We start from the raw sequence: 21,957 nt of genomic DNA, 5'->3' as shown, positions 1-21,957 counted from the left end.
TAGTGTATTTTTATAGAGAGTTACTTTATAATGAAACAGAGACTAAAGCATCTTATAAATAATAATTTACTTCTTAAAATAGCATCGATAAACTCTGTTTCTGTTGCGTTAAGGATTTTTTCAGGACTTATAACTTCTAAACTTTTGGCTATTTTTATTGGACCAAATGGATTAGCTTACATTGGAAACTTACACGATGTTATAAACTCAGGAAAAGCATTTTCAACCTTAGGACTTGGTAACGGTATTGTAAAGTATGTTGCCGAGTTTAGAGATAACATCATAGAGTTAGGTAAAATAGTGTCTACAGTGTTTTACTGTATTCTAGGGGCTTTAATAATCATATCTTTTTTTGTTTATTTTAATGCTCAAACTCTTAATGACATTATTTTTACATCAGATAATGATTATGCCTACATTATTAGATTTCTGGGTGTTGTTTTACCTCTCTATGCATTTAAAACAGTCATGTTTTCAATTTTAAATGGCTTATCGAGGTTCAAGCAAATATTACACATAACAATCGTAGCTCAAATTATAGGATTACTCCTCAATGTCCTACTTATATGGAAGTTTCAGCTTAAAGGTGCGTTGTTGTCTATCTTAATTGTTGAGATCGTATTGTTCTTGATAACTTTAGTTAGTGCGTCTGATCTCTGGAAATATTTTAGATTAATTTCATTAAAGAAAATAGCTGTAGTACATATTAAAAATTTAGGTGCATTTACAATAATGGCTTTGTTTTCAGCTACTGTTTTACCTCTTGTGAGTGTATTTATTAGAAATTATATTATAGATGATTATGGTGAAAGCCAAGCAGGATTCTGGGTTGCGATGCAAAGGATTTCTAATTATTATCTAATGTTTGTGACGTCGCTAATTACCTTATATATCCTACCACGCTTTTCGCAAATTAATACGAGTATGGGGTTTAGAAAAGAAGTGTTTTCTTTTTATAAAACGATAGTGCCTCTGTTTTTTGTAGGTCTCGTTATTATATACTTTTTGAGAAGTTTTATTATTAACCTCGTTTTTGATAAAGACTTTCAGCCAGTTACAGACTTGTTTTTATGGCAGCTTTTAGGTGATTTTATAAAAGTACTTTCTTTAGTGATATCCTACCAGTTTATTGCTAAAAAAATGGTTTGGCACTATATTATTGTTGAAACTTTGGCTATTGCTACAATATTAGTAACAAGTATAATATGTATTGACTATTACGGTTTGATAGGAGTAGTTAAAGCACATTTTGTGTCTTATCTTATTCATTTTGCTATATTGTTGTTTATATTTAGAAAGTCACTCTTTGGTAAATTCAATACACTAAAAGAAAACCATGATTAAACGCATAGCTGCTAATTTATATATGAGACTAAGAAAACTAATCTATTCTAGTTTTTCTAACAATACTGATGTAGAAGGAACTTATATTGCTTTGCAGCCTGTTGTCATTAGAGGTAAAGGTAAAATTTGCCTTGATGAAAATGTTAAATTTGGAGTAACCAATTCTCCATTTTTCTATAACACGTATGCTTATTTGGAGGCGCGACATGAAAATGCTGTAATAAAAATTGGAAAAAATGTTAACTGCAATAACTCGATAAGTATTACTGCAGAGAAATCAATTATTATAAAAGATGACGTGTTAATTGGTTACAATTGCCAAATTAGTGATAGCAATTTTCATGATTTACATCCAGAAAAACGTTTGGAAACTGATCCGAAACCTGAGAGAGTCACTATCGAAAATAATGTATTTATTGGTAATAATGTTACCATCTTAAAAGGAGTTACAATCGGAGAGAATACTGTAATTGCTGCTGGTTCTATTGTTACAAAATCATTCCCTTCTAATGTCATCATTGGGGGCTGCCCAGCATCTGTCATTAATGCTCTAGACTAATTTTTGTTCCAGATATCAACATATTTGCCTGCTATATTTATATAGTTATGTTCTTTTTCTATAAACGCTCTGGCATTATTAGAAATACTAATAATTTGCTCTGGGTTAGTGATGAGCCATTCTAAATTTTTAACTAAGCTGTCTACCTCAGGTTTTGCATTTATGGCTACTTTGTTTTTTTCCAATCCATAATAGTCAAGCCATTCTTTTTCTGCACCAGTAAATACAACTTTGCCCTTGGCCATGGCTTCTAAAGCATTATAACCTTGATCGTATCCGTAGGCTTGATCAAGTAAGATATGACATTCATCGTAAAGTTTAATGTATTGCTCATAGGGTATACTATATGTTGTTTTGATCTCTACTTTGTCGGGATATTTTTGTTCAATAATTTTTAATGCCTCTTCGAAGTATTTGTTTCCTTTTTTGACAACAGCACTTTTATTCACACCATGGAAAATTTTAATTTTCCCATCAATAGAAAATGGAATACATTTTATTTTTTCAGTGTTTATGGCATTAGGGATTAAGCCCAAATATTTAGAATGTCCTAATAAAGGCAAATGATAATCCATGTCTGTAGCAATGATTCCATTAGCATGTTTGTAAATGAAATGATGTAAATTGGTAAATTCTGGGTTTAAATATTGAAGCTGAAATTTATAAAGTTTATGAAGAGATTCATCTGCTAAATAAGGACTCATGATACTGTATCTAAATTTCCCATCCATCATAAATGTCATACATTGGTGGTCAATACCGCACGATAGCAAAAACAACTTCTTATTATGCTTAAGTAAACGTTTGATAAACCGTTTCTCATACTTGGCTTGAATTACTAATGGTGACTCATTAATTAGCTGAACCACATCAAATCCCTTCATCTTTTTGAAATGATAAAGTGCTTTTAAATAAACTTCAATAGAACCTAAATCAATCGATGTAAGTTTATAAAAAGCGACTTTTAATTTTTTGAGTAGAGGTTTATGAAACGAATGGTCTACGAAAATATCAACAGGATAGTTTTTAAACCCATCACCATTTCCAACGATAACCACATCATGACCTAATTTAGTAAGACCTTCTTTTAAAGAATTATGTAGCCTACTATATTCTCCAACCAACAATATTCGCATAAAAAATATTACTTTTAAGCAAAAATAAGAATTCCCTTAACATAGCAATTGTTTAGCTAATGTCATTACACATCGAAATTTTAATATCTACAATGTTTAAAGAGGATCTAAGTTTCTTAGAGCCAATGTTTCAACATAATGATATTAACGACTTTGATATTATTATTGTTAATCAAACTACCGAAGACAAATTTTTGACCTCTGAGAACTCCAAAATTAAAGTTATTAATTCTTTGGAACGTGGTTCACCAGCGAGTCGAAATTTGGCGATACAAAATGCTACAAAGGATATTTGCTTGATGTCTGATGATGATATTGTGTATCAATCCAATTTATTGAAAACAATAGAGATGGCATATGCGAATTGCCCAGAAGCCTCTATGATTTCTTTTGAAGCTATTGATGAAGATGGACAATTATATACAAACTATTACCCCGAAGGAGAGCATACTAAAGAAACGCTAAAGAGAATTTACACTTGGGTCATTACATTTAGAAGATCAGTTTTTAAAGAAGAACAGATTTACTTTAATCACTATTTTGGAGTTGGATCTGTTTTTAAAGGTGTTACAGAGTACGTTTTTTTAAGAAATGCTTATGATAAGGGCTTGCTAATGCATCATGCGGCAGAGACCATAGTGATGCATCCCAATGAAAGTTCGGGGAGGAGAATGGGTGGTGATAATGCCATATATGCCAGAGCAGCAATGCATCAAAGGTTTTATGGTAATTTGAGTTATCTTTGGCTCGTCAAGTATATCTTTTTTCTTGTAAGACACCGTTTTATTGCTTTTAAAGAGATTATTTATAAATTTTCCGTAGGAATTAAAGGCATTAAAATGTATAAGATGTTGAAATCTCAAGGTAAAATAGATGAACTCCATGAATATTGAAATCATAAACATACCAAAAATCACTGATCCAAGAGGTAACCTAGCCGTCATTGAAAAAGATAATATTCCTTATGCAATAAAGAGAGTTTACTATTTATATGACGTACCTAGCGATGCCTACAGAGGAGGGCATGCACATAAAGATCAAATTGAACTTTTAATTGCTTTAAGTGGAAGTTTTGAAGTCGTCTTAGATGATGGGACAGTTAAGAAAAAAGTGATGCTAAATAAACCCGATAAAGGCTTGTTGATTCCTACAGGAGTTTGGAGAGAACTTGAAAACTTTTCATCAGGAGCTATTTGTCTGGTTTTAGCCTCTGATAGTTTTGATGAATCTGATTATATCAGGAATTATAAAGACTTTAAGACTTATAAAGGTTTATAGTATACTTTCTTACCGTTTAAACTTTTGATTTTTAAAAGCGAATTGATGACCCATTTTGGAACCATCAATAATAAATTTTGCTTCCAAGTAAGATTCTTGGGATTAATAGCATTTTTATAAAATTTAAAGGATGTTTTGTCATCATATAACTTACTAAATATAGCCAAAGTATAACGGTTACGGTCTAAATACGTTTTTAGATGTAGGTTTTTTTTCTCTTCTTCATGATAACTATCATATTTGGGTTTGCCAGCTACACCCTTAATATTATTGGATAAACTATCACGATTGTAAACATAATAAACCAAAGTTTTAGGACTAAACACAATAGGATAATGTAGGCCTACTCTAATCCAAAAATCAGTGTCTTCTCCAGAGGTGTAGTTCGTATTAAAAGGTCCAGTAGTAGCAATAATAGAGGTTTTAAAAACAACACTAGAACCAGAGAGTATCGCATGCTTTTTGCTAGCTTCAAAAAAATCTAAAACCAAGAGATCTTCGGTTAAACTGAAACTATAAGAAACAGGAATGTGTTTGCTATCATATTGATGAGCTATGGCACACGAAAATACTGCGTGATTAGGATGCGTTTTTATAGCATGTTCAATATGTTCTAAAAATTGCTTGTCCCAAATATCGTCACCATCTAAAAGCGCAATAAACTTACCTTTTGCAATATCAATACCTTTATTACGTGCATGTGAAGCGCCGAGGTTGTCCTGAATAATGATGTTTAGCCTTGAATCTTCAAATTCGTTTAATACCTGTAAACTCCGATCTGTAGAACCATCATTTACGACAATAATTTCAAAATCGTCAAAAGTCTGGTCAAGTACCGAATTTATGGTAGCGCCAATATACTTTTCCTTATTGTAAACCGAAATGATAACTGAAAAAAAGGGAGTCATAGTTGAAAATCTTCACGACATAATCATCCAAAAATAGTAAATATTATGCCAACCTATTTCAATAATTTACAAAGAAAGAAATCTCTTACAAATAATTGCAGAAAAATCGTAACTAGTAATTGATTGTCAATAATTTAACACTAAATTTATGATATTTTAATTGTAAGTTTTTACCTTCATGTCTTTAACCTTAAATCTATTATATTATGAAAAAATTATTATGTATGGCAGTATTTGCCGGATTTTTAACAACAAACGCTCAAAATACCTTTCCTGTGCCTACTGGAAATGTAGGTATAGGCACATTAACGCCATCCGAAGCTTTGGAAGTTGTAGGGACTGTTAAAGCTAAATTTGCTTTTTTTAATAATTCTCTCCCCGATGGGACAATTTTTATAGATGCTGCAGACAGAGGTGCACAAACACAATTGCTTGGGGCAGGGACTGACTCTAATGGTCAACCTTTAATGGCTTTTTTCGATTTCCCTCAATCTAATATTGATGCTAAAGCTACAATTTGGTTTCATTTAGAAGATAGAAATGATGCTGCGAGATTACGATTTATAGCCCAAGCTAATGGTGCAACTAATTATAAAATTTACAATAAAAGTCAGGAGTCTGTATATTCCTTATATGAAAACAGTGATAATGTTTATGTACAAATGCCAAAAGAGAACTCTTATGTTACTATAGGAACTAATTCTTTTAACGATAATGGTGAATTGTATAACCTAACAGTTAATGGTAAGGTAAGGGCGCATTCGGTGAAAGTCTATACTGATTGGGCAGATTATGTCTTTGAAGAAGATTACAATTTACCGACTTTAGAAGAGGTGGAAAACCATATAAAAACACATGGTCATTTAAAAGATATTCCTAGCGCTAAAGAGGTTGAAAACAATGGGGTAGAATTAGGTGAAATGAACAAACTTCTACTTCAAAAAATCGAAGAATTAACACTTTACACTATTGAGCTTAAAAAGGAGATAGACGAATTAAAAGCTAAAAAGTAAAATGAAATTAAATCGTAAAATAAAAACTATAGGTGTCTTAGTTATTTCATTGATATTTAGTTTTTCAATGTGGGCACAAGATAGAATTAATAAGAAAACAGTGATAGATCTGTTTGAAGTAGATAAAAATTCTAGCTTAAGAGATAAATACATTACTGATGATATTGATGGTGAAATATTGAGCTTAAATCAACAAAAATTATTAGAATTAATAAATAGTGATTTGAATTCAATCGTTTTAAAAGTACCAGTTCAAGATCGAATAATTGAATTGAATTTGAAAAGATCTAATTTTATTGTTGATGGCGCCAAAGGAAAAACCATGCACAGTAAATTTGAAACAAAGTTAATGGGAAGAGGAGCCCATTTTTGGGGTCATGTAGAAGATGATAAATATAGTGGAGCCATTATAGCGTTCTCATTTTATAAGGATCAAGTATATGGCTTTTTGTCTTCACAATATGGAAATTACAGTTTACATAAACTCAATGAAAAATCTGATAATTATGCTTTTTATAAATACAAAGAAGAAGTTAACGATTTTGAATGTGCCACGGATACAAATGGTTTTCCTAAGAAAGACAGTAACGCTTTTCAATTAGAAAATAGTAATGTCTCTCAAAGTGCATTAGATTATCCATTGGAAATTTCCATGAATGCCAATAACTGTGTTATTAATAACCCTTTTATGGGAAATGGGTCGATAACACATTCCATAGACTACATATTAAGTCATTTTAATCTCTATTCATTAATATTTGCTAATGAAGAGGTGTCCATAAAAATTTCTGAAATTGTACTAGAAGATTCAGTTCCAAATGGTACAGGTCAAGAAGTTTGTTTATTTGGTGTAAATGCATCTACAGATTTTTACGGACCAGGTATGACTTTTAGTGGAGGAAATTGCCCTCCAAGTGGAACTACGCATTATCTTCAGCAATTTCAGGATATCTTGGGCAATTCATATGTTGGTGATTATGCCTATATGTATGTGGGAAGCAGCTGCCGCGCTTCAGGCAGGGCTGCTACTATTGGCGCATTTTGTAATGCACCTAAAACATCAAGAATGGGAGTAGGATTAGCTCCTAATGCCTTGTTAGATGACCACCCACTTCCTGATTATTTTCATCGATTAAATATTTTTCCGCATGAAATAGGCCATTTGTTAGGTGCTGTTCATACTTTTTGTTCTTCTACACCTTATTACAACATCATGTTATCCGGAGGAGGAAGTTGTTTCGATGTTGACAAAGATTTTAGAAGAGGATTTGGTGTAGCTCGTGGTAACACAATTAGAAACAATATATTAAATAATATGACTTGTTTTAATGAAAGTAATTCATGTGAACAAGACGATCTTTATATTTTTCATAGAATTGAAGATTTAGGGAGTGTTGATTACTCAGCTTTTTATAAAGCAACAAATATAGTTGCAGATAATCTAATACTAAACAATTCTGAAGCCTTATATACTGCTGAAGCGGCTATTGAGCTTATTCCAGGGTTTGAGGTAGAAGAGAACTCAGAATTTGAAGCTAGAATAGAAGCATGTAATAACGGAGCTAGTAGAATTGGAGTAGATCCTATTTCTAATAATGATGTCAGTGGGATTGCTATACTAATTTCTCCAACAGCAATTGAAGATATTGTCAATGTCGAGAATAAAAGTATTGAAGGTGTTGAGATGTCATCTATCAAGGTTTACAACCTTATAGGAACGGAGGTATTTAAGCTAAATGGTATAAAAGAAAGAAAAGCTAACTTAGATTTGAGTCATTTATCAAAGGGCTTTTATGTGGTAAAAATATCGGCAACTAATGGAAATGTATTACACACTCAAAAAATAATAAAAAAGTAAATTTTATTTTATAAGAATACTAAAAGGTCGTAATTAATTACGGCCTTTTTCTTTTATTTCATGATAACTCAAGTAACTCAGTTTATATAACTGCAAACCAAACATGCTTGGTGTTTTACCCAATAAATTCGTGTGAAACCGGTTTTTAAATCGTTTAAAGATCCAAGACAAAAGAAGATTCAGTTTCCACTGCTTTAGCGTTCTATACACTACAATTAAGCTGTTCTCAGTGGAGTTAATCAACCCTTTGTTATCTAGTGCTAATAAAGTGTCTACAGATTGCTCTACTTTTTTGAGATAAGAAGCATTAGGTTCTAATCCTAAATGAAAAACTTCATTATTAATATGAACGATAAGTACTTTTTTGGTTTTTAAAAGCGATCCAAAGTAATTATCGTAACCATAGCCTTTATAAGTGATTTCAGAATTTATCTGTTTAAACAATGTCTTCTTAATTAGGAAATTTGCCGAAATCGTAATTTTATATGGTTTTTTATTTCGAATTGCCGCATCAACTTGCTCCTTAGATTTTCCGTAGGTCCAACGCAACACAAGATCGTCATCAGGTCGTTCCTTTTTATAAGCAAAACCACCATAAACGGCATCGTATTCAGCATTTATAAACACCAAATAATCTTTAATGAATGTCTCCGATTTTGGGACGACATCTGCATCTAAAAATAAAAGCCAATCAAATGAGGCCTGTTCTGCTAAACGTTGCCTCACTGCCACTCTTCCCACATTATTTGATGCTACGTGATATGTAGTATGACTTAGGCTTGCTACGTTAGAGTTGGTCCTACCAATATCGTCTTGAGAACCATCGTCCATACAGATGATTTCAAAGACGATATCCGCAGAAATCAACTGCTCATGAAGGCTGTTCACTAGCAGTCTTATATCGTAATTGTAAACAGGAATGAGTACAGAAAGCATAGACATACGTTATTATTCAAAAATACACTTTTTATGGTATTAACTATTTCGAATACTTATTTTTGGTATAGTAATTGGAATTACAAATTTATGATACAACGTTTACTCTATATTTTATGTTGCTTTGTTGGACTATATGCTAGTGCCCAACAAGAATTTCATGTGTTTCCAATAGATCACAAAAGCTCACCTGGAACTCAAAATGGTACAGGGTTTATAGATAGTCCTTGGGATCTTCAAACGGCATTACAGCAAAAAACAAAGATTGCCTCTGGCGATACTATTTGGCTGCACGAAGGTATCTATAATGGCCGATTTATAAGTACACTCCAAAGTCTTACCCCTAAATCATTTATAACGGTTGCAGCTTTTAAAGACGATAAAGTAGTTTTAAACGGAAATGTGCCGTCGTCAAAAACATCTGTTTTAGAGGTGAGAGGCCAGCAAATTATTTTTAAAGATTTTGAGATTACGTTTTTGGGTAACTTTTGGAGAAATGCGACAGTCGAAGGCTTTAAAAGTGTATCCGGAATTTCCCATAATAGTGGTGTCGATTGCAAGTTTGTAAATCTTAAAATTCATAATAATCCAGGTTCTGGAATAGGCTCATGGAAACGTGCTGGAGGATCAGAAATCTTAGATTGTATAATATATAACAACGGATACATTACTAAAAAAGGAAAAGGTGGTGGTGTTGGTATTTATGTTCAAAATGCCTCAGATGAAATGAGAATTATTGAAAATAATATCATCTTCAATAATTTCTATAAAGGCGTACAAATATGGTCCGCAAATAAAAAGGCAAAGGAGTCCTTTGTGAAAAACGTTGAATTAAAAAATAATGCCATTTTTAATAATGGATCTCCGGCAGGCACTTTTAAAGATAATGTGATTGTTGGATCTGGAGACAGAAATGGTGTCAATAACCCTAAACATATTAGAATCTTTAATAATGTGTTATATCATAATACTAAGGTGTCTGACGGACAAGTGAGTGGAGATGGCGCTTCATTAACTCTAGGGTTTCATAAAAATGCGCCAATTGAAGATGTTATTGCACGATACAACATTGTTATTGGTAGAAATAATGCCCTTCGGATTTTACATGCCAAATCATTGATATTTGAGAATAATATGGCGTACTGTGGTTATCTGCATTTAGAATCTTCGGTTTTGGAACATATCAAAAATTGGAATTTTAAAGATAACACCTACTACACCAAGAAGCAATCGAGCTTTAGAGTTTTAAAGGACAAAGACTATAGCCTTGAACGATGGCGATCTGATTTTGGACTAGATCAAAATAGTACATGGAAACAGACCAATACTTATGATTTTGAACCTGTTGCAAGGCTTACTAAATATAAGTCTAGAGATCGCACCTATAAAGTAACGGCACTCGATGAAAATGGAGATCCTGTGCTTACAAAGTTCTCAGGCCTTGGTTTGAAACCAGGAATGACCTATTCTATTTATGATGTTGAAAATTTAGATACAGTTTTAAAGTCGGGTACACTTTCTGACGATTTTGTCATTACATTTCCTATGCAACAAAAGGAATTTATTAAGCCGCTTCATAATACAAAAGCACGTAAAACATTATCTAATTTTGGTGTGTTTATTATAGAGTTTAATACAGAGGCAACGACAGAAGTTCCAGTCAAAAAAAAGGATAACGCATTTAAACGATTTTTTAAATGGTTAGGTTTTTAACCCTTACGTTGTACCACTTCAAACACCTTGTTTTCATCACATTTTAAGGTCTTACTAGGATATTTCAGTAAAAGCGCATAATCATGTGTAGCCATTAAAATAGTGTTGCCATTTTTATTAATATCAAGCAATACCTCCATGACTTCGATACTCGTTTGCGGATCTAAATTTCCTGTAGGCTCATCGGCTAGAATAAGCTCAGGGTCGTTCAATAAAGCTCTGGCAATAGCAATACGCTGTTGTTCACCTCCAGATAACTCATGTGGGAATTTGAAACCTTTAGTTTTCATAGCCACTTTATCTAAAACGGTTTCAATACGTTCGCTAATTTTAGTCTTGTCTTTCCATCCAGTAGCTTTTAAAACAAATTCAAGATTACCGTTTATGGTTCTATCTGGGAGTAATTTAAAATCTTGGAAGACAATACCCAATTTTCGTCTTAAAAAAGGGATATCCTTCTCCTTCATGGTTCTTAAATCGTAATCCACAACATGACCTTCGCCTTCTGTTAATTCTAGATCACCATAAAGTGTTTTCATAAAACTACTTTTACCACTTCCAGTTTTACCGATGAGGTAGACAAAGTCGCCTTTGTTCATTTCAAAATTCACATCGGATAAGACCATGCTATCCCCTTGATAGATAGACGCATTTTTAAGTTGTAAAATAGTTTCAGACATAATTTAAATACGCATTTAAATGAAATGTAAATGTATTATAAAAACTAGCAACTACCAATAGCCAAAAACTAAATTCTAGATTGCTTTAGATGAAACGTAAACTGTAACATAATCTTGTGTAAAGAGTCTGTTTAATAAGTTCGTGTATAATTATAGCACGATTCTTGCGTTATAGGAAAGAGATAAATTATCTTTGACATCAATTAAAAATCGAACTTAATGACTTTCAGAAAAATAAGTTTTGTACTTAGCTTTTTGTTACTGGCTTCTTATTTACAAGCCCAACAAACTGCTGCCTATACTAGTGACCTAGTAGACTACCAAAAAGCACTCACATTATATAATAACAAGCAATATCAAGCTGCTCAGTCTTTATTTGAAGCTATAAAAAATGATGCGCCCAATGAGACCTTAGAATCTGATTGTGCCTATTATATTGCCAATTGCGCTGTGCGTTTAAATCAGAGAAATGCCGATGATCTTATTCAAGATTTTGTAGATAATTATCCAACAAGTACGAAGAGAAATACTGCGTTTCTTGATGTAGCCGATTATTATTTTACCAACGGAAAATATGCCTATGCTAGAAAATGGTATGATAAAGTTGATGAAAATAGCATTTCTCGTTCAGAACGTGATAAATTCAATTTTAACTATGGTTATACGTTATACTCTACAGGCGATGAAACAGGAGCTAACAAATACTTAAATAGGGTAATCACCTCAAAAAAATATGGATCTCAGGCTAAGTATTATATTGGTTTTATGGCCTATGAAGGCGATGATTATGATAAGGCCAATGAGTATTTTGATCAGGTAAGTGACCAAGAAAAATACAAAGAGAAGCTATCGTATTATCAAGCCGATCTTAACTTTAAGTTAGGTAAGTTCGAAAAAGCGATAACACTGGCTAAAGAACAAATAGATAATAGCAATCCTCAAGAAAAGTCGGAACTTTCAAAAATTATTGGTGAGAGTTATTTCAATTTAGAACAATATGCTGATGCCATTCCTTACTTGAAAAACTATAAAGGAAGGCGAGGTAAGTGGAATAATGTTGATTATTATCAACTAGGCTATGCTTATTATAAACAAAACGACTTTGAAAGTGCTATTTCAGAATTCAATAAAATTGTTGATGGAGATAACAGTGTTGCCCAAAATGCTTACTACCATTTAGGGGAAAGCTATATTAATCTTGACAAAAAGCAAGAGGCTTTGAATGCTTTTAGAAATGCGTCTCAAATGGATTATGATTTAAAAATTCAAGAAGATGCATGGTTAAATTATGCTAAGATAAGCTACGATATTGGTAACCCTTATCAATCGGTTCCGCAAGTCTTAACAAGTTATCTTAATAAATACCCAGAAACGAGTTATAAAGAGGAAATAGAAACCTTATTAATAGATTCTTATATCACATCTAGAAACTATAAAGAAGCCATAAAGTTACTCGAAAACAAGAAGAGTTTTGAAAACCGTGTTGCCTATCAGAAAGTTGCTTTTTATAGAGGAATTGAAGTGTATAATGAAGGAGATTATAACCAAGCTAAAGCGTTGTTTAATAAGTCTATTGATGAAGCAAAAGATGCTCTGTTCACCACAAGAGCCACATTCTGGAAAGCTGAAACCGATTATCACTTAAATAATTTTGATGAAGCACTCATTGGGTTTAAACAATTTATGCAACAGAGTGAGTCGGCTAATGTGAATGAAATCAATAACATCGATTATAATATTGCCTATACCTATTTTAAACTTAAAGACTACAACCAAGCTACTGCAAATTTCCAAAAATTCATTACGAGTCATAAGGATGATAAACTACGCTTGAATGACGCGTATTTGAGGCTAGGTGATGGCTATTTTGTGTCTACTAATTACAATAAAGCAATCGCAGCTTATGATGAGGCCATTGCAATAAATGAAATTGAAGGCGATTATGCATCTTTTCAAAAGACCATGAGTTATGGGTATATAGGTCAAGGGGCAAAAAAAATACAAGGACTAATATCATTTATTGATGATTTTCCTAGATCGTCTCTACGCGATGATGCCATGTACGAATTGGCAAATTCTTATGTGAAATCTAACGAAACTGAAAAAGCTATGGCCACGTATGAAAGGCTTATTTCAGAATATAGAACAAGCGTTTTTATATCAAAAGTTTTATTGCGACAAGGCTTGTCTTATTACAATAGTAATGATAACGAACGCGCCTTGCGAAAGCTCAAATTAGTGGCTAATAATTATCCATCTACAGAAGAAGCGAACCAAGCGGTTTCTACAGCGCGTTTAATTTATATCGATTTAGGTCGAGTTGATGAATATGCGGCGTGGGTAAAAACTTTGGATTATGTTGATGTTACCGATGCAGAGCTCGATAATACGGCATATTTAGCGGCCGAGAAACAGTATTTAGATAATAATACAGATGGAGCAATTCGCCAGTTTAATAAATACTTGAACGAATTTCCTAATGGCATTCATGCACTTAAATCACATTTCTATGTGGCTCAACTGTATTCTAAAAAAGAATTACCAGATAATGCGCGTCCTCATTATGAGTATGTCGTGAGTAAGCAAAGAGGCGAATTTACAGAACAAGCCATGGTTAGGTTATCTGAGATTTATTTAAATGCATCAGATTGGGATAAAGCAATTCCTTTGCTAAAACGTTTAGAGACAGATGCCGATTATCCTCAAAATGTAACCTATGCGCAATCTAATTTGATGAATGCATACTATCAAAAAGAGAATTATTCAGAAGCCGTTAATTATGCTGAAAAGGTGCTTCAAAATTCGAAAATTGATAATAATGTAAAGAGCGATGCTCAAGTGATTATTGCACGTTCGGCTATTAAAACAGGAAATGAAGCCAAGGCCAAAGAGGCTTATGCTAGAGTCGAAAAGATAGCTACAGGTGCATTAGCCGCCGAAGCATTATACTATAATGCCTATTTCAAACACAAAGAAGGGAAATTCCAATCATCAAATACAACCGTTCAGAAATTAGCAAGAGATTATAGTAGCTATAAATATTATAGTGCTAAAGGTTTGGTTGTTATGGCCAAAAACTATGACGCCTTAGGCGATGCTTTTCAGGCTACTTATATTTTAGAAAGTGTCATCACGAATTTTGCAGAATTTGATGATGTTGTTAGTGAAGCTCAAGAAGAATTGAATCGAATAAAAGCCGAAGAAGCCAAGACAAACGCCTCTGTCGAATCTGAACAAAATTAGAATTATGCAAAATAAACTTAAATATATCGTCTTAGTCATTTTAACGTTTAACGTTACAATAACCATTGCTCAGGAGCGAGAAAAAGACACTATTGATACCGACGTGGTAAATGTGGTAAAACCATATTCACCAACAATTTCTGATGCCTTTAAAATTAAAGAAACACCATCTCTAAATGATTCTGTTACGGCGAAGAAAAAAGAAATCAAGTACAATATCTTTTCAATTCCAGTGGCGTCTACATTTACGCCTGCTAAAGGTAAAGCGGCTAATGTTGATAAAGAAAAGCCTGTGAAGTTATTTGACAATTATGCTTCGCTAGGCGTTGGTACGTATACTACGATTTTAGGTGAAGTTTATCTTAATCATGCTCTTAATAGTACTGAAAGAGTAGGAGGATATTTCAGTCATCATTCGTCGGCAGGTGAAATTGATGGCGTAAATTTTGATAATAATTTTTCTGAAACAGGACTCAATGCACATTATAGTCAGAAACTTAATGACTATTCATGGAAAGTTGAAGGTGGTTTCCAGTTACAAACGTTCAATTGGTATGGCGTTCCCGATCAAAGTATTCCAACTTTTGACGTAGATCATTCGTTTTATGCAGCTAATTTTGGAGGACAAATCAATTTTGAAGATGCTATAATTAATAAAGGAAGTGTGCTGTATAGACGTTTTGGTGATAATCAAGATTCTGGGGAAAACAGATTTGTTTTAAAATCAGAATTTGATGTTCCAATCAATGATGAGCTTATCAATACCGAAGTTACAATTGATTATCTCGGCGGTTCTTTTGATAGGGCTTATTTCAATACAGACGAGTTAAACTACAGTAATATTAACTTTGGATTAGCTCCAAGTTATCAAATGAAACAAGATGATTTAACAGTAAGTCTTGGTGTAAATCTCGTATATCTTAATGATACCGAAGCTAGTGATGGGAAGTTCTTTATTTATCCAAACGTTACAGCAAGTTATCGTCTGGTAGATGAACTTTTGATTGCTTATGGAGGAATAGAAGGTGGCTTAATTCAAAATTCATATTTCGATTTTGCTCAGGAAAACCCGTTTGTGTCACCTACTTTGTTTATTGTACCTACAGATCAGGCTTATAATGTGTCTTTAGGACTTAAAGGTAAATTGTCCAATAGCGTGAGTTATGATATTAGCGGCCATTACTTAGCCGATAATAATCGCGCATTGTTTAAATCTAATCCAGATGCAGGATTAGACCGACAAGCCTATCAGTATGGGAATTCTTTTGGAATAGCCTATGACGATGTGACTACATTTTCTGTGGCTGGAGCACTTAATATTGATGTCAATAGAAACTTTAAATTAGGTTTAAAAGCCGAGTATTTCGCTTACGATACAGACAACGAAGCAGAACCATGGAATTTACCAGATATTAAGGCATCTGCCTTTTTAGATTATCAAATTAATAGGCATTGGTTTGCAGGTGCTAATTTATTCTTTATTGGAGAGCGTAAGGACGAATTTATTACAGGTGTTGGCACATTAACATTGCCAATAGCAGAAACGATCACATTGGATAGCTATTTTGATGTTAATGCCCACTTAGGTTATAGAATTAACGATCAGTTGTCTGCATTTGCTAAGGCTAATAATATTGCCAATCAAGATTATAACCGTTGGCTTAATTATCCAGTACAAGGCATCCAATTTTTGGCAGGAGCAACGTATCAATTTGATTTTTAAAACATTGACGGGTTTTTAAGGGTTGCTTAGCAACCTTATAAGATAAAACATATTAAAAAGCATTCAATACCTAAACCTAGAGATTGAATGCTTTTTGTATTTTTATACGTCTAAAAATACCAACAATGAAAAAACTAATCATTCTTATACTTTTAATAGGGGCTTATTCTTGTTCAAATGAACTCCAAAATGTAGATACAATTGTTATTAATGCTAATGTTTATACAGTTAACGATGATTTTTCTAAAGCCGAAGCCTTTGCTGTTAAGGACGGGAAGTTTGTAGAAATAGGCAGCTCTAAGGACATTCAAGAAAAGTACATTTCAGAACGACTTATTGATGCTCAAGGAAAAACAATTGTACCAGGATTGATTGATGCACATTGTCACTTTTTAGGTTTAGGATTTAATCAGCAAGCAGTTAATTTAGTTGGAACCAAGAGTTTTGAAGACGTTGTAAAACGCGTATTGGATTTTCAGAATAAAAATAACGTGTCGTTTATAACGGGAAGAGGATGGGACCAAAATGATTGGGAGGACAAGACGTTTCCTAATAATACACTTTTAAATAAGTTGTTTCCAGAGACACCAGTTGCTTTAACCCGTGTAGATGGCCATGCAATATTGTGTAATCAGGCGGCTTTAAATTTAGGAAACGTTACAAAAGAGAGCAAGGTTGATGGAGGAGAAGTCGTAATAGAAAACGGAGAACTCACAGGTGTTTTGGTTGATAATGCCGAAAACTTAGTTATGGGTTACTGGCCTAAACCAACGAGAGATGATATTGTAAAGGCCTTAATGGCAGCACAGGATATTTGCTTTGATTTGGGTTTAACGACGGTTGATGACGCCGGATTAAGTAAGTCTTCTATTGAAATCATAGATAGCTTGCAACAAACAGGCGACTTAAAAATGCGTGTGTATGCAATGGTGTCGTTTTCAAAAGATAACGTGGATTACTATACTAAAAAAGGAATCATTAAAACCGATAGGTTAAATGTACGTTCGTTTAAGTTTTATGCCGATGGTGCTTTAGGGTCGCGTGGTGCGATGTTAAGGGCTCCTTATAGCGATAAACCTAATCATTTTGGATTATTGGTAACCGACTTGGAAACATTTAATGCTTCGGCTCAAAAAATTGCCAATTCAGAGTATCAAATGAATACACATGCCATTGGAGATTCAGCAAATCATGCCGTTTTAGAAACGTACAATAAAGTATTACAAGGTAAACCAAATAGACGTTGGCGTGTAGAACATGCTCAGGTTGTATCTCAAGAAGATTTTGATCTCTATAAAAATGTATTGCCTTCAATTCAACCAACACACGCCACTAGCGATATGTATTGGGCAGAGGACCGTTTAGGTAGTGAGCGTGTAAAAGGAGCTTATGCTTATAAGCAACTGTTAAACGCCTACGGAAAAGTAGCATTAGGAACCGATTTCCCTGTAGAGCAGGTAAGTCCGTTTTTAACCTTTTATGCGGCTGTTGCGCGACAAGATTTGGAGCAATTTCCTGATGGAGGATTTCAAAAAGAAAATGGTTTAACTAGAGAGGAAACGTTAAAAGGAATGACCATTTGGGCAGCTTATTCTAATTTTGAAGAGCATGAAAAAGGAAGTATAGAGGCAGGCAAACTTGCCGATTTTATTATATTGGATAAGGATATTATGACTGTAAATCAAAATGAAATTCCTAATATTAGAGTAGAGCAAACATTTGTTAATGGAGAGAAGCAGTAATCAATGTAAGTGCTTTGGAACGCTTCTTGTAAACGTTTAGATATATAACATTATAGATATGAAACAATTATTAGCATTATCATTTATTTTTTTATCGCTAGTTGTGAACGCTCAGCAGGTGAGAATTATTGAAAGCGAAATTACGTGTGAAAGTGGTGAAGATATGGCCACTAAGGATTTCGATAAAGGTATATATAAAGTATACTCATTTGGACTTCTAGGTAAAATTGAAGATTACGGTTTTGGCGAATATTATAAAGACTATGTATTTAAAAAATATGGTGTTCTATTTATTCATCAAGGATGTGTTATAGTGAAAGACGAAGAGTGTTACACTATCAAAATGGAAGAATTGTTATACCAAAAGTATGGTAAGAATATGTTTGAAATTGCTAGAAAGGAAGCAGGTTTGGCCTTTAAACAAACACTAAAGTATGAAAAAATAAAGGAGAGAATGGATGCAAACAAGGTGTTTTTTATTGTACACCAACCACCGAAGTTTGAGAAGGGAAAGGAAGGTCTTGACGACTTTATTTTAAAAAACTTTGGTAAGGGAGACCCAACAAACTACGATACATATATTCGAGCATCGTTTGTTGTAGAAAAAGATGGGTCGATAAGTAATATTAAGTTAACCAGTTTTTGGCAAAGTAAACCATACAAGGGCGATGATGCAGAATCCATTCTTAAAAAATTACAGGAAATGCCTAAGTGGAAGCCTGGAAGTCATTTTAGTGAGGTCGTAAGAACTGGAGAATCTATTAGTATACCTATAGGTTAAAATAGTTTTACTAAAAAATCATGATGATCTCCATTCATGATTTTTTCACATTGTAAACCTACAGTTTTGCAAGCTAATTGCAAACGTTCGAAATCTAAATATAGCCATTTCATAGGAGTTTCATTTTCGCCTTTATAGCTTAAAAAATAGTCTAACTCGCCGTAGTAGTTAGCATTAGTGTCTATCCAGAGCCCGCCATCGTCATCCTCATACATGTATTTAATGTCGGAGGAATCGATTAAAATTTGACCTTTCGGATTTAAAAGTGATTTTAAGTGTTTAAGGTATTTTGGAACCTGAGATAGTTCCTGAAAAATACCAGTACCATTCATTAATAGTAAAATGGTATCAAACGTTTCAGTTTCAGAGAGTACATCTTTTAATTCTACATGAACAACACCTCGCTCCTTACAGACCTTAACAGCACCTTTTGAAATGTCAATGGCTTTTACTTTAAGGCCTTTATTTTGAATATATAAACTATGGCTTCCTGCTCCGCATCCAACATCTAGAACCGATCCTTTAGCTAATTGTAAAGCCTTTTGTTCTAGCTTTGGCATTTCAGAAAAACGTCTAAACAAATAAGGAAGAGGAAGTTCATCTTCACCAGAAATATTAGTTGATGTGATGAGGTCTTCGGTATAATTATTGGTGTAATAATCTTGTAAGGCTTTCCCAAAAAGGTCTTTCATAAAAGTAGTATTTTTGTATTATGCAAGACTTTATTAATCATCTTCCAAAGCTCGCCAAAGATAAGCATAAGGAAAATAAAACCTTCTTTACGAAGCTAAAAAAACGCCCTCCAAAACGGCTCGACTATTTAATGCAAGAATTGCACGATACTGAGTTTGAGCGTACAGATTGTCTAGAATGCGCGAATTGTTGTAAAACAACTGGGCCGTTATTTACGCCAAAGGATATTGATCGCATTGCAAAACACTTTAAAATGAAACAACAACAGTTTATAGATGTTTACTTACGATTGGATGAAGAGAACGATTATGTTTTGCAATCTGTACCATGTACATTTTTGGGTGCAGATAACTATTGTTCTATTTATGGTGTAAGACCAAAGGCTTGCCGTGAATTTCCGCATACAGATCGAAAGAAGTTCCAGCAAATATCTAATCTTACCTTAAAAAATGTAGCAATTTGCCCTGCTGCATTCAATATTGTAGAAGACATGAAGCGTCGAATTAAAATGTGATATGATATGAAAAAAATTGCCCTAATGTTATTACTTATTTGTCCCTTGTTTGCGATGTCTCAGCAAAAAGAATGGTATACGTCTCTTGACGCCGCAAAGCGATTAGCACTCATTCAAAACAAACTCATTTTGATGGTATGGGCAGAAACAACTGTATATCCAGAACCTGTTATAATTAGTAACGATAATGGTCAAAGTGTAGTGATTGAAAATATGTTTGAAAACGAATTTATAAGCAATTTAATTTGGGATAATTTTATTCCAGTGGTTGTGAACGAATCTGAACATGCCGATCTATATAATGAAATTAAAGGAAAGCGTACTCAGAAATATATTGATAAGTTCAACGATGATTCTATTAAGATATTAGATGTAAATGGAACTATAATAAATAAGATTGTTATTTACGACGGATTCTATTTGAACATGACGAATTTCGTCAAGAAATATGCCTTGAATACATCAATCTTAAAAGGAGAGTTGACTAATTATTCGAGGCAAAAGGATTTTTATACAACCTTACGTCTGGCATCAAAATATATAGATTTTGGAATTTACGTCAATAAAGATGTACGGGAAGAAATCATAAAAGTGTCTTCTATATATTTAAATGAGGCTTCAGCACTTGTTACCGACGCAATAGATAATAAAGAAGGTCTTTTGCAGCATATAGAATTACTTAAGATAAAGCAAAGCCTAATTTTAAATAAACCGAGACGCGTACTAAGACAGCTTAAACGAATAGACCCATCTGAAATTATAGAAACCAATACCTCATTAATAGATTTTCTATACTATACGTCTTATAAGTTACTTAAGGATGAAAAAAATGCGAGTATCTTAAAAAGTAAACTTTCTTTAGTAAATTTGAAAAAAGCAAATCAAATCATCAATAAGAATTTTTAGAACCATTGGAAGCGCTCTTTAATTATTTTGAAACCATACCTTCGCATCATAGAAGTTTAATTCTAGTTGGTGGATTAACAGTATTCTGGTTATTAGAAGGGACATTACCTTTATATAATTTTAAGTACAAAAAATGGAAACACGCTATTCCTAACTTGTTTTTTACGTTAACAACAATCATCATTAATTTTGGTTTGGCTTTTTTATTAGTAGGTACGGCAAACTGGGTTGGAAAACATGATTTTGGTATTATAAACTGGATGCCTAACTTACCGCTTTGGGCCTATATACTTTTAGGTGTTTTGTTATTAGATTTTATTGGAGCTTATTTGGCGCATTATGTAGAGCACAAGGTAAAGCCACTTTGGATGGTGCATCTGGTGCATCATACAGATCATAAAGTAGATACGACTACGGCAAATAGACATCATCCCTTAGAGAGCATTATACGTTTTGTGTTTACCTTATTTGGTGTGTTTATTATTGGCGCTCCAATAGCTATTGTTATGCTATATCAGTCAATGTCGTTGGTTGCAACACAGTTTAGTCATGCCAATATTAAACTTCCTAAAAAAGTAGATAAAATCCTTAGTTACGTTTTGGTGTCACCAGATATGCATAAAGTTCATCATCATTATATGTTGCCTTATACAGATTCAAACTATGGAAATATCTTTTCTATTTGGGACCGAATTTTTGGAACTTTTATGAGCCTTGATAGAGATGCTATTGTCTATGGCGTAGATACATTTCCAGATGAAGAAGCTAACGGTAAAATAGGAGAACTTTTAAAACAGCCGTTTCATAAATATCGAAAACCAACTATTACAGAAACTTTAGAGTGAGTATTTCGATTAAAGGACTTGCTATAAATATTAAATCATATAAAACACCTTACTTCGGTTTTATTTACCGTTCATGGAGTTTTTT

19 protein-coding genes are annotated in these 21,957 nt (G+C 33.3%); 14 read left to right on the top strand and 5 right to left on the bottom strand.

Features of this window, described 5'->3' with window-relative positions; all coding sequences use genetic code 11:
- The first annotated feature begins 30 nt into the window (after positions 1–30).
- On the top strand, positions 31–1,344 hold the full coding sequence (locus Q0893_RS10515) for an O-antigen translocase (protein ID WP_299275268.1): 1,314 nt from the start codon (positions 31–33) through the stop codon (positions 1,342–1,344).
- A complete protein-coding gene (locus Q0893_RS10510) occupies positions 1,337–1,903 on the top strand; it encodes an acyltransferase (RefSeq protein ID WP_299275265.1) in 567 nt (188 codons plus the stop codon). The genes Q0893_RS10515 and Q0893_RS10510 overlap by 8 nt, the downstream gene beginning before the upstream one ends.
- Here the strand turns inward: Q0893_RS10510 and Q0893_RS10505 are convergent.
- Positions 1,900–3,039: a glycosyltransferase gene (locus Q0893_RS10505; RefSeq protein ID WP_299275261.1), complete on the bottom strand. Its 1,140-nt coding sequence runs from the start codon at positions 3,037–3,039 to the stop codon at positions 1,900–1,902. The genes Q0893_RS10510 and Q0893_RS10505 overlap by 4 nt on opposite strands.
- 59 nt (positions 3,040–3,098) lie before the next feature.
- Here Q0893_RS10505 and Q0893_RS10500 point away from each other — a divergent pair, with 59 nt between their 5' ends.
- Positions 3,099–3,932, top strand: coding sequence for a glycosyltransferase family A protein (locus Q0893_RS10500; protein WP_299275257.1), 834 nt, complete (start codon positions 3,099–3,101; stop codon positions 3,930–3,932).
- The gene (locus tag Q0893_RS10495; RefSeq protein WP_298902686.1) at positions 3,922–4,317 is read left to right on the top strand and encodes an FdtA/QdtA family cupin domain-containing protein; all 396 of its coding nucleotides are present in this window, start codon (positions 3,922–3,924) and stop codon (positions 4,315–4,317) included. Before Q0893_RS10500 ends, Q0893_RS10495 begins: the two co-directional genes overlap by 11 nt.
- Here Q0893_RS10495 and Q0893_RS10490 read toward each other — a convergent pair.
- Entirely contained in the window at positions 4,302–5,225 is a 924-nt protein-coding gene (locus Q0893_RS10490; RefSeq protein ID WP_299275253.1) for a glycosyltransferase family 2 protein, read from the bottom strand. The two genes, Q0893_RS10495 and Q0893_RS10490, sit on opposite strands and share 16 nt — an antisense overlap.
- Positions 5,226–5,431: 206 nt before the next feature.
- Here Q0893_RS10490 and Q0893_RS10485 point away from each other — a divergent pair, with 206 nt between their 5' ends.
- Positions 5,432–6,238: a hypothetical protein gene (locus Q0893_RS10485; protein WP_299275250.1), complete on the top strand. Its 807-nt coding sequence runs from the start codon at positions 5,432–5,434 to the stop codon at positions 6,236–6,238.
- Between the two features lies 1 nt (position 6,239).
- Positions 6,240–8,096 carry a 3-coathanger stack domain-containing protein gene (locus Q0893_RS10480; RefSeq protein ID WP_299275247.1) on the top strand — a complete coding sequence of 619 codons (1,857 nt, stop codon included), beginning with the start codon at positions 6,240–6,242 and terminating at the stop codon, positions 8,094–8,096.
- Between the two features lie 33 nt (positions 8,097–8,129).
- On the opposite strand, the gene Q0893_RS10475 is transcribed toward Q0893_RS10480, so the two are convergent.
- On the bottom strand, positions 8,130–9,032 hold the full coding sequence (locus Q0893_RS10475; protein ID WP_299275244.1) for a glycosyltransferase family 2 protein: 903 nt from the start codon (positions 9,030–9,032) through the stop codon (positions 8,130–8,132).
- 33 nt (positions 9,033–9,065) lie between these two features.
- On the opposite strand from Q0893_RS10475, the gene Q0893_RS10470 reads away from it, so the two are divergent.
- Positions 9,066–10,745 carry a right-handed parallel beta-helix repeat-containing protein gene (locus Q0893_RS10470; RefSeq protein WP_299275241.1) on the top strand — a complete coding sequence of 560 codons (1,680 nt, stop codon included), beginning with the start codon at positions 9,066–9,068 and terminating at the stop codon, positions 10,743–10,745.
- Here the strand turns inward: Q0893_RS10470 and Q0893_RS10465 are convergent.
- Positions 10,742–11,425, bottom strand: coding sequence for a cell division ATP-binding protein FtsE (locus Q0893_RS10465; RefSeq protein ID WP_298902694.1), 684 nt, complete (start codon positions 11,423–11,425; stop codon positions 10,742–10,744). The genes Q0893_RS10470 and Q0893_RS10465 overlap by 4 nt on opposite strands.
- A gap of 219 nt (positions 11,426–11,644) precedes the next feature.
- On the opposite strand from Q0893_RS10465, the gene Q0893_RS10460 reads away from it, so the two are divergent.
- The 4 genes from Q0893_RS10460 to Q0893_RS10445 all read left to right on the top strand — a co-directional run bounded on the left by Q0893_RS10460 (position 11,645) and on the right by Q0893_RS10445 (position 18,914).
- Positions 11,645–14,668, top strand: coding sequence for a tetratricopeptide repeat protein (locus tag Q0893_RS10460; protein WP_299275237.1), 3,024 nt, complete (start codon positions 11,645–11,647; stop codon positions 14,666–14,668).
- Positions 14,669–14,672: 4 nt separating this feature from the next.
- Positions 14,673–16,391 carry a TonB-dependent receptor gene (locus Q0893_RS10455; protein ID WP_299275234.1) on the top strand — a complete coding sequence of 573 codons (1,719 nt, stop codon included), beginning with the start codon at positions 14,673–14,675 and terminating at the stop codon, positions 16,389–16,391.
- 125 nt (positions 16,392–16,516) lie between these two features.
- A complete protein-coding gene (locus tag Q0893_RS10450) occupies positions 16,517–18,133 on the top strand; it encodes an amidohydrolase (protein WP_299275231.1) in 1,617 nt (538 codons plus the stop codon).
- A gap of 58 nt (positions 18,134–18,191) precedes the next feature.
- The gene (locus tag Q0893_RS10445; RefSeq protein WP_298902700.1) at positions 18,192–18,914 is read left to right on the top strand and encodes a hypothetical protein; all 723 of its coding nucleotides are present in this window, start codon (positions 18,192–18,194) and stop codon (positions 18,912–18,914) included.
- Here Q0893_RS10445 and Q0893_RS10440 read toward each other — a convergent pair.
- Complete coding sequence (locus tag Q0893_RS10440) at positions 18,911–19,606, bottom strand: methyltransferase domain-containing protein (protein WP_298902701.1); 696 nt, start codon at positions 19,604–19,606, stop codon at positions 18,911–18,913. The two genes, Q0893_RS10445 and Q0893_RS10440, sit on opposite strands and share 4 nt — an antisense overlap.
- A 20-nt stretch (positions 19,607–19,626) precedes the next feature.
- Here Q0893_RS10440 and Q0893_RS10435 point away from each other — a divergent pair, with 20 nt between their 5' ends.
- The 3 genes from Q0893_RS10435 to Q0893_RS10425 are packed head-to-tail and all read left to right on the top strand — an operon-like array spanning position 19,627 to position 21,872.
- A complete protein-coding gene (locus Q0893_RS10435) occupies positions 19,627–20,121 on the top strand; it encodes a YkgJ family cysteine cluster protein (RefSeq protein ID WP_299275226.1) in 495 nt (164 codons plus the stop codon).
- Between the two features lie 6 nt (positions 20,122–20,127).
- Entirely contained in the window at positions 20,128–21,027 is a 900-nt protein-coding gene (locus Q0893_RS10430; RefSeq protein ID WP_299275223.1) for a hypothetical protein, read from the top strand.
- A gap of 5 nt (positions 21,028–21,032) precedes the next feature.
- On the top strand, positions 21,033–21,872 hold the full coding sequence (locus Q0893_RS10425; RefSeq protein ID WP_298902705.1) for a sterol desaturase family protein: 840 nt from the start codon (positions 21,033–21,035) through the stop codon (positions 21,870–21,872).
- The last annotated feature ends 85 nt before the right edge of the window (positions 21,873–21,957 follow it).

It is taken from the genome of uncultured Psychroserpens sp., assembly GCF_947494225.1.
Taxonomy (GTDB): domain Bacteria; phylum Bacteroidota; class Bacteroidia; order Flavobacteriales; family Flavobacteriaceae; genus Psychroserpens.
This window is presented reverse-complemented; position numbering and strand designations above follow the sequence as displayed.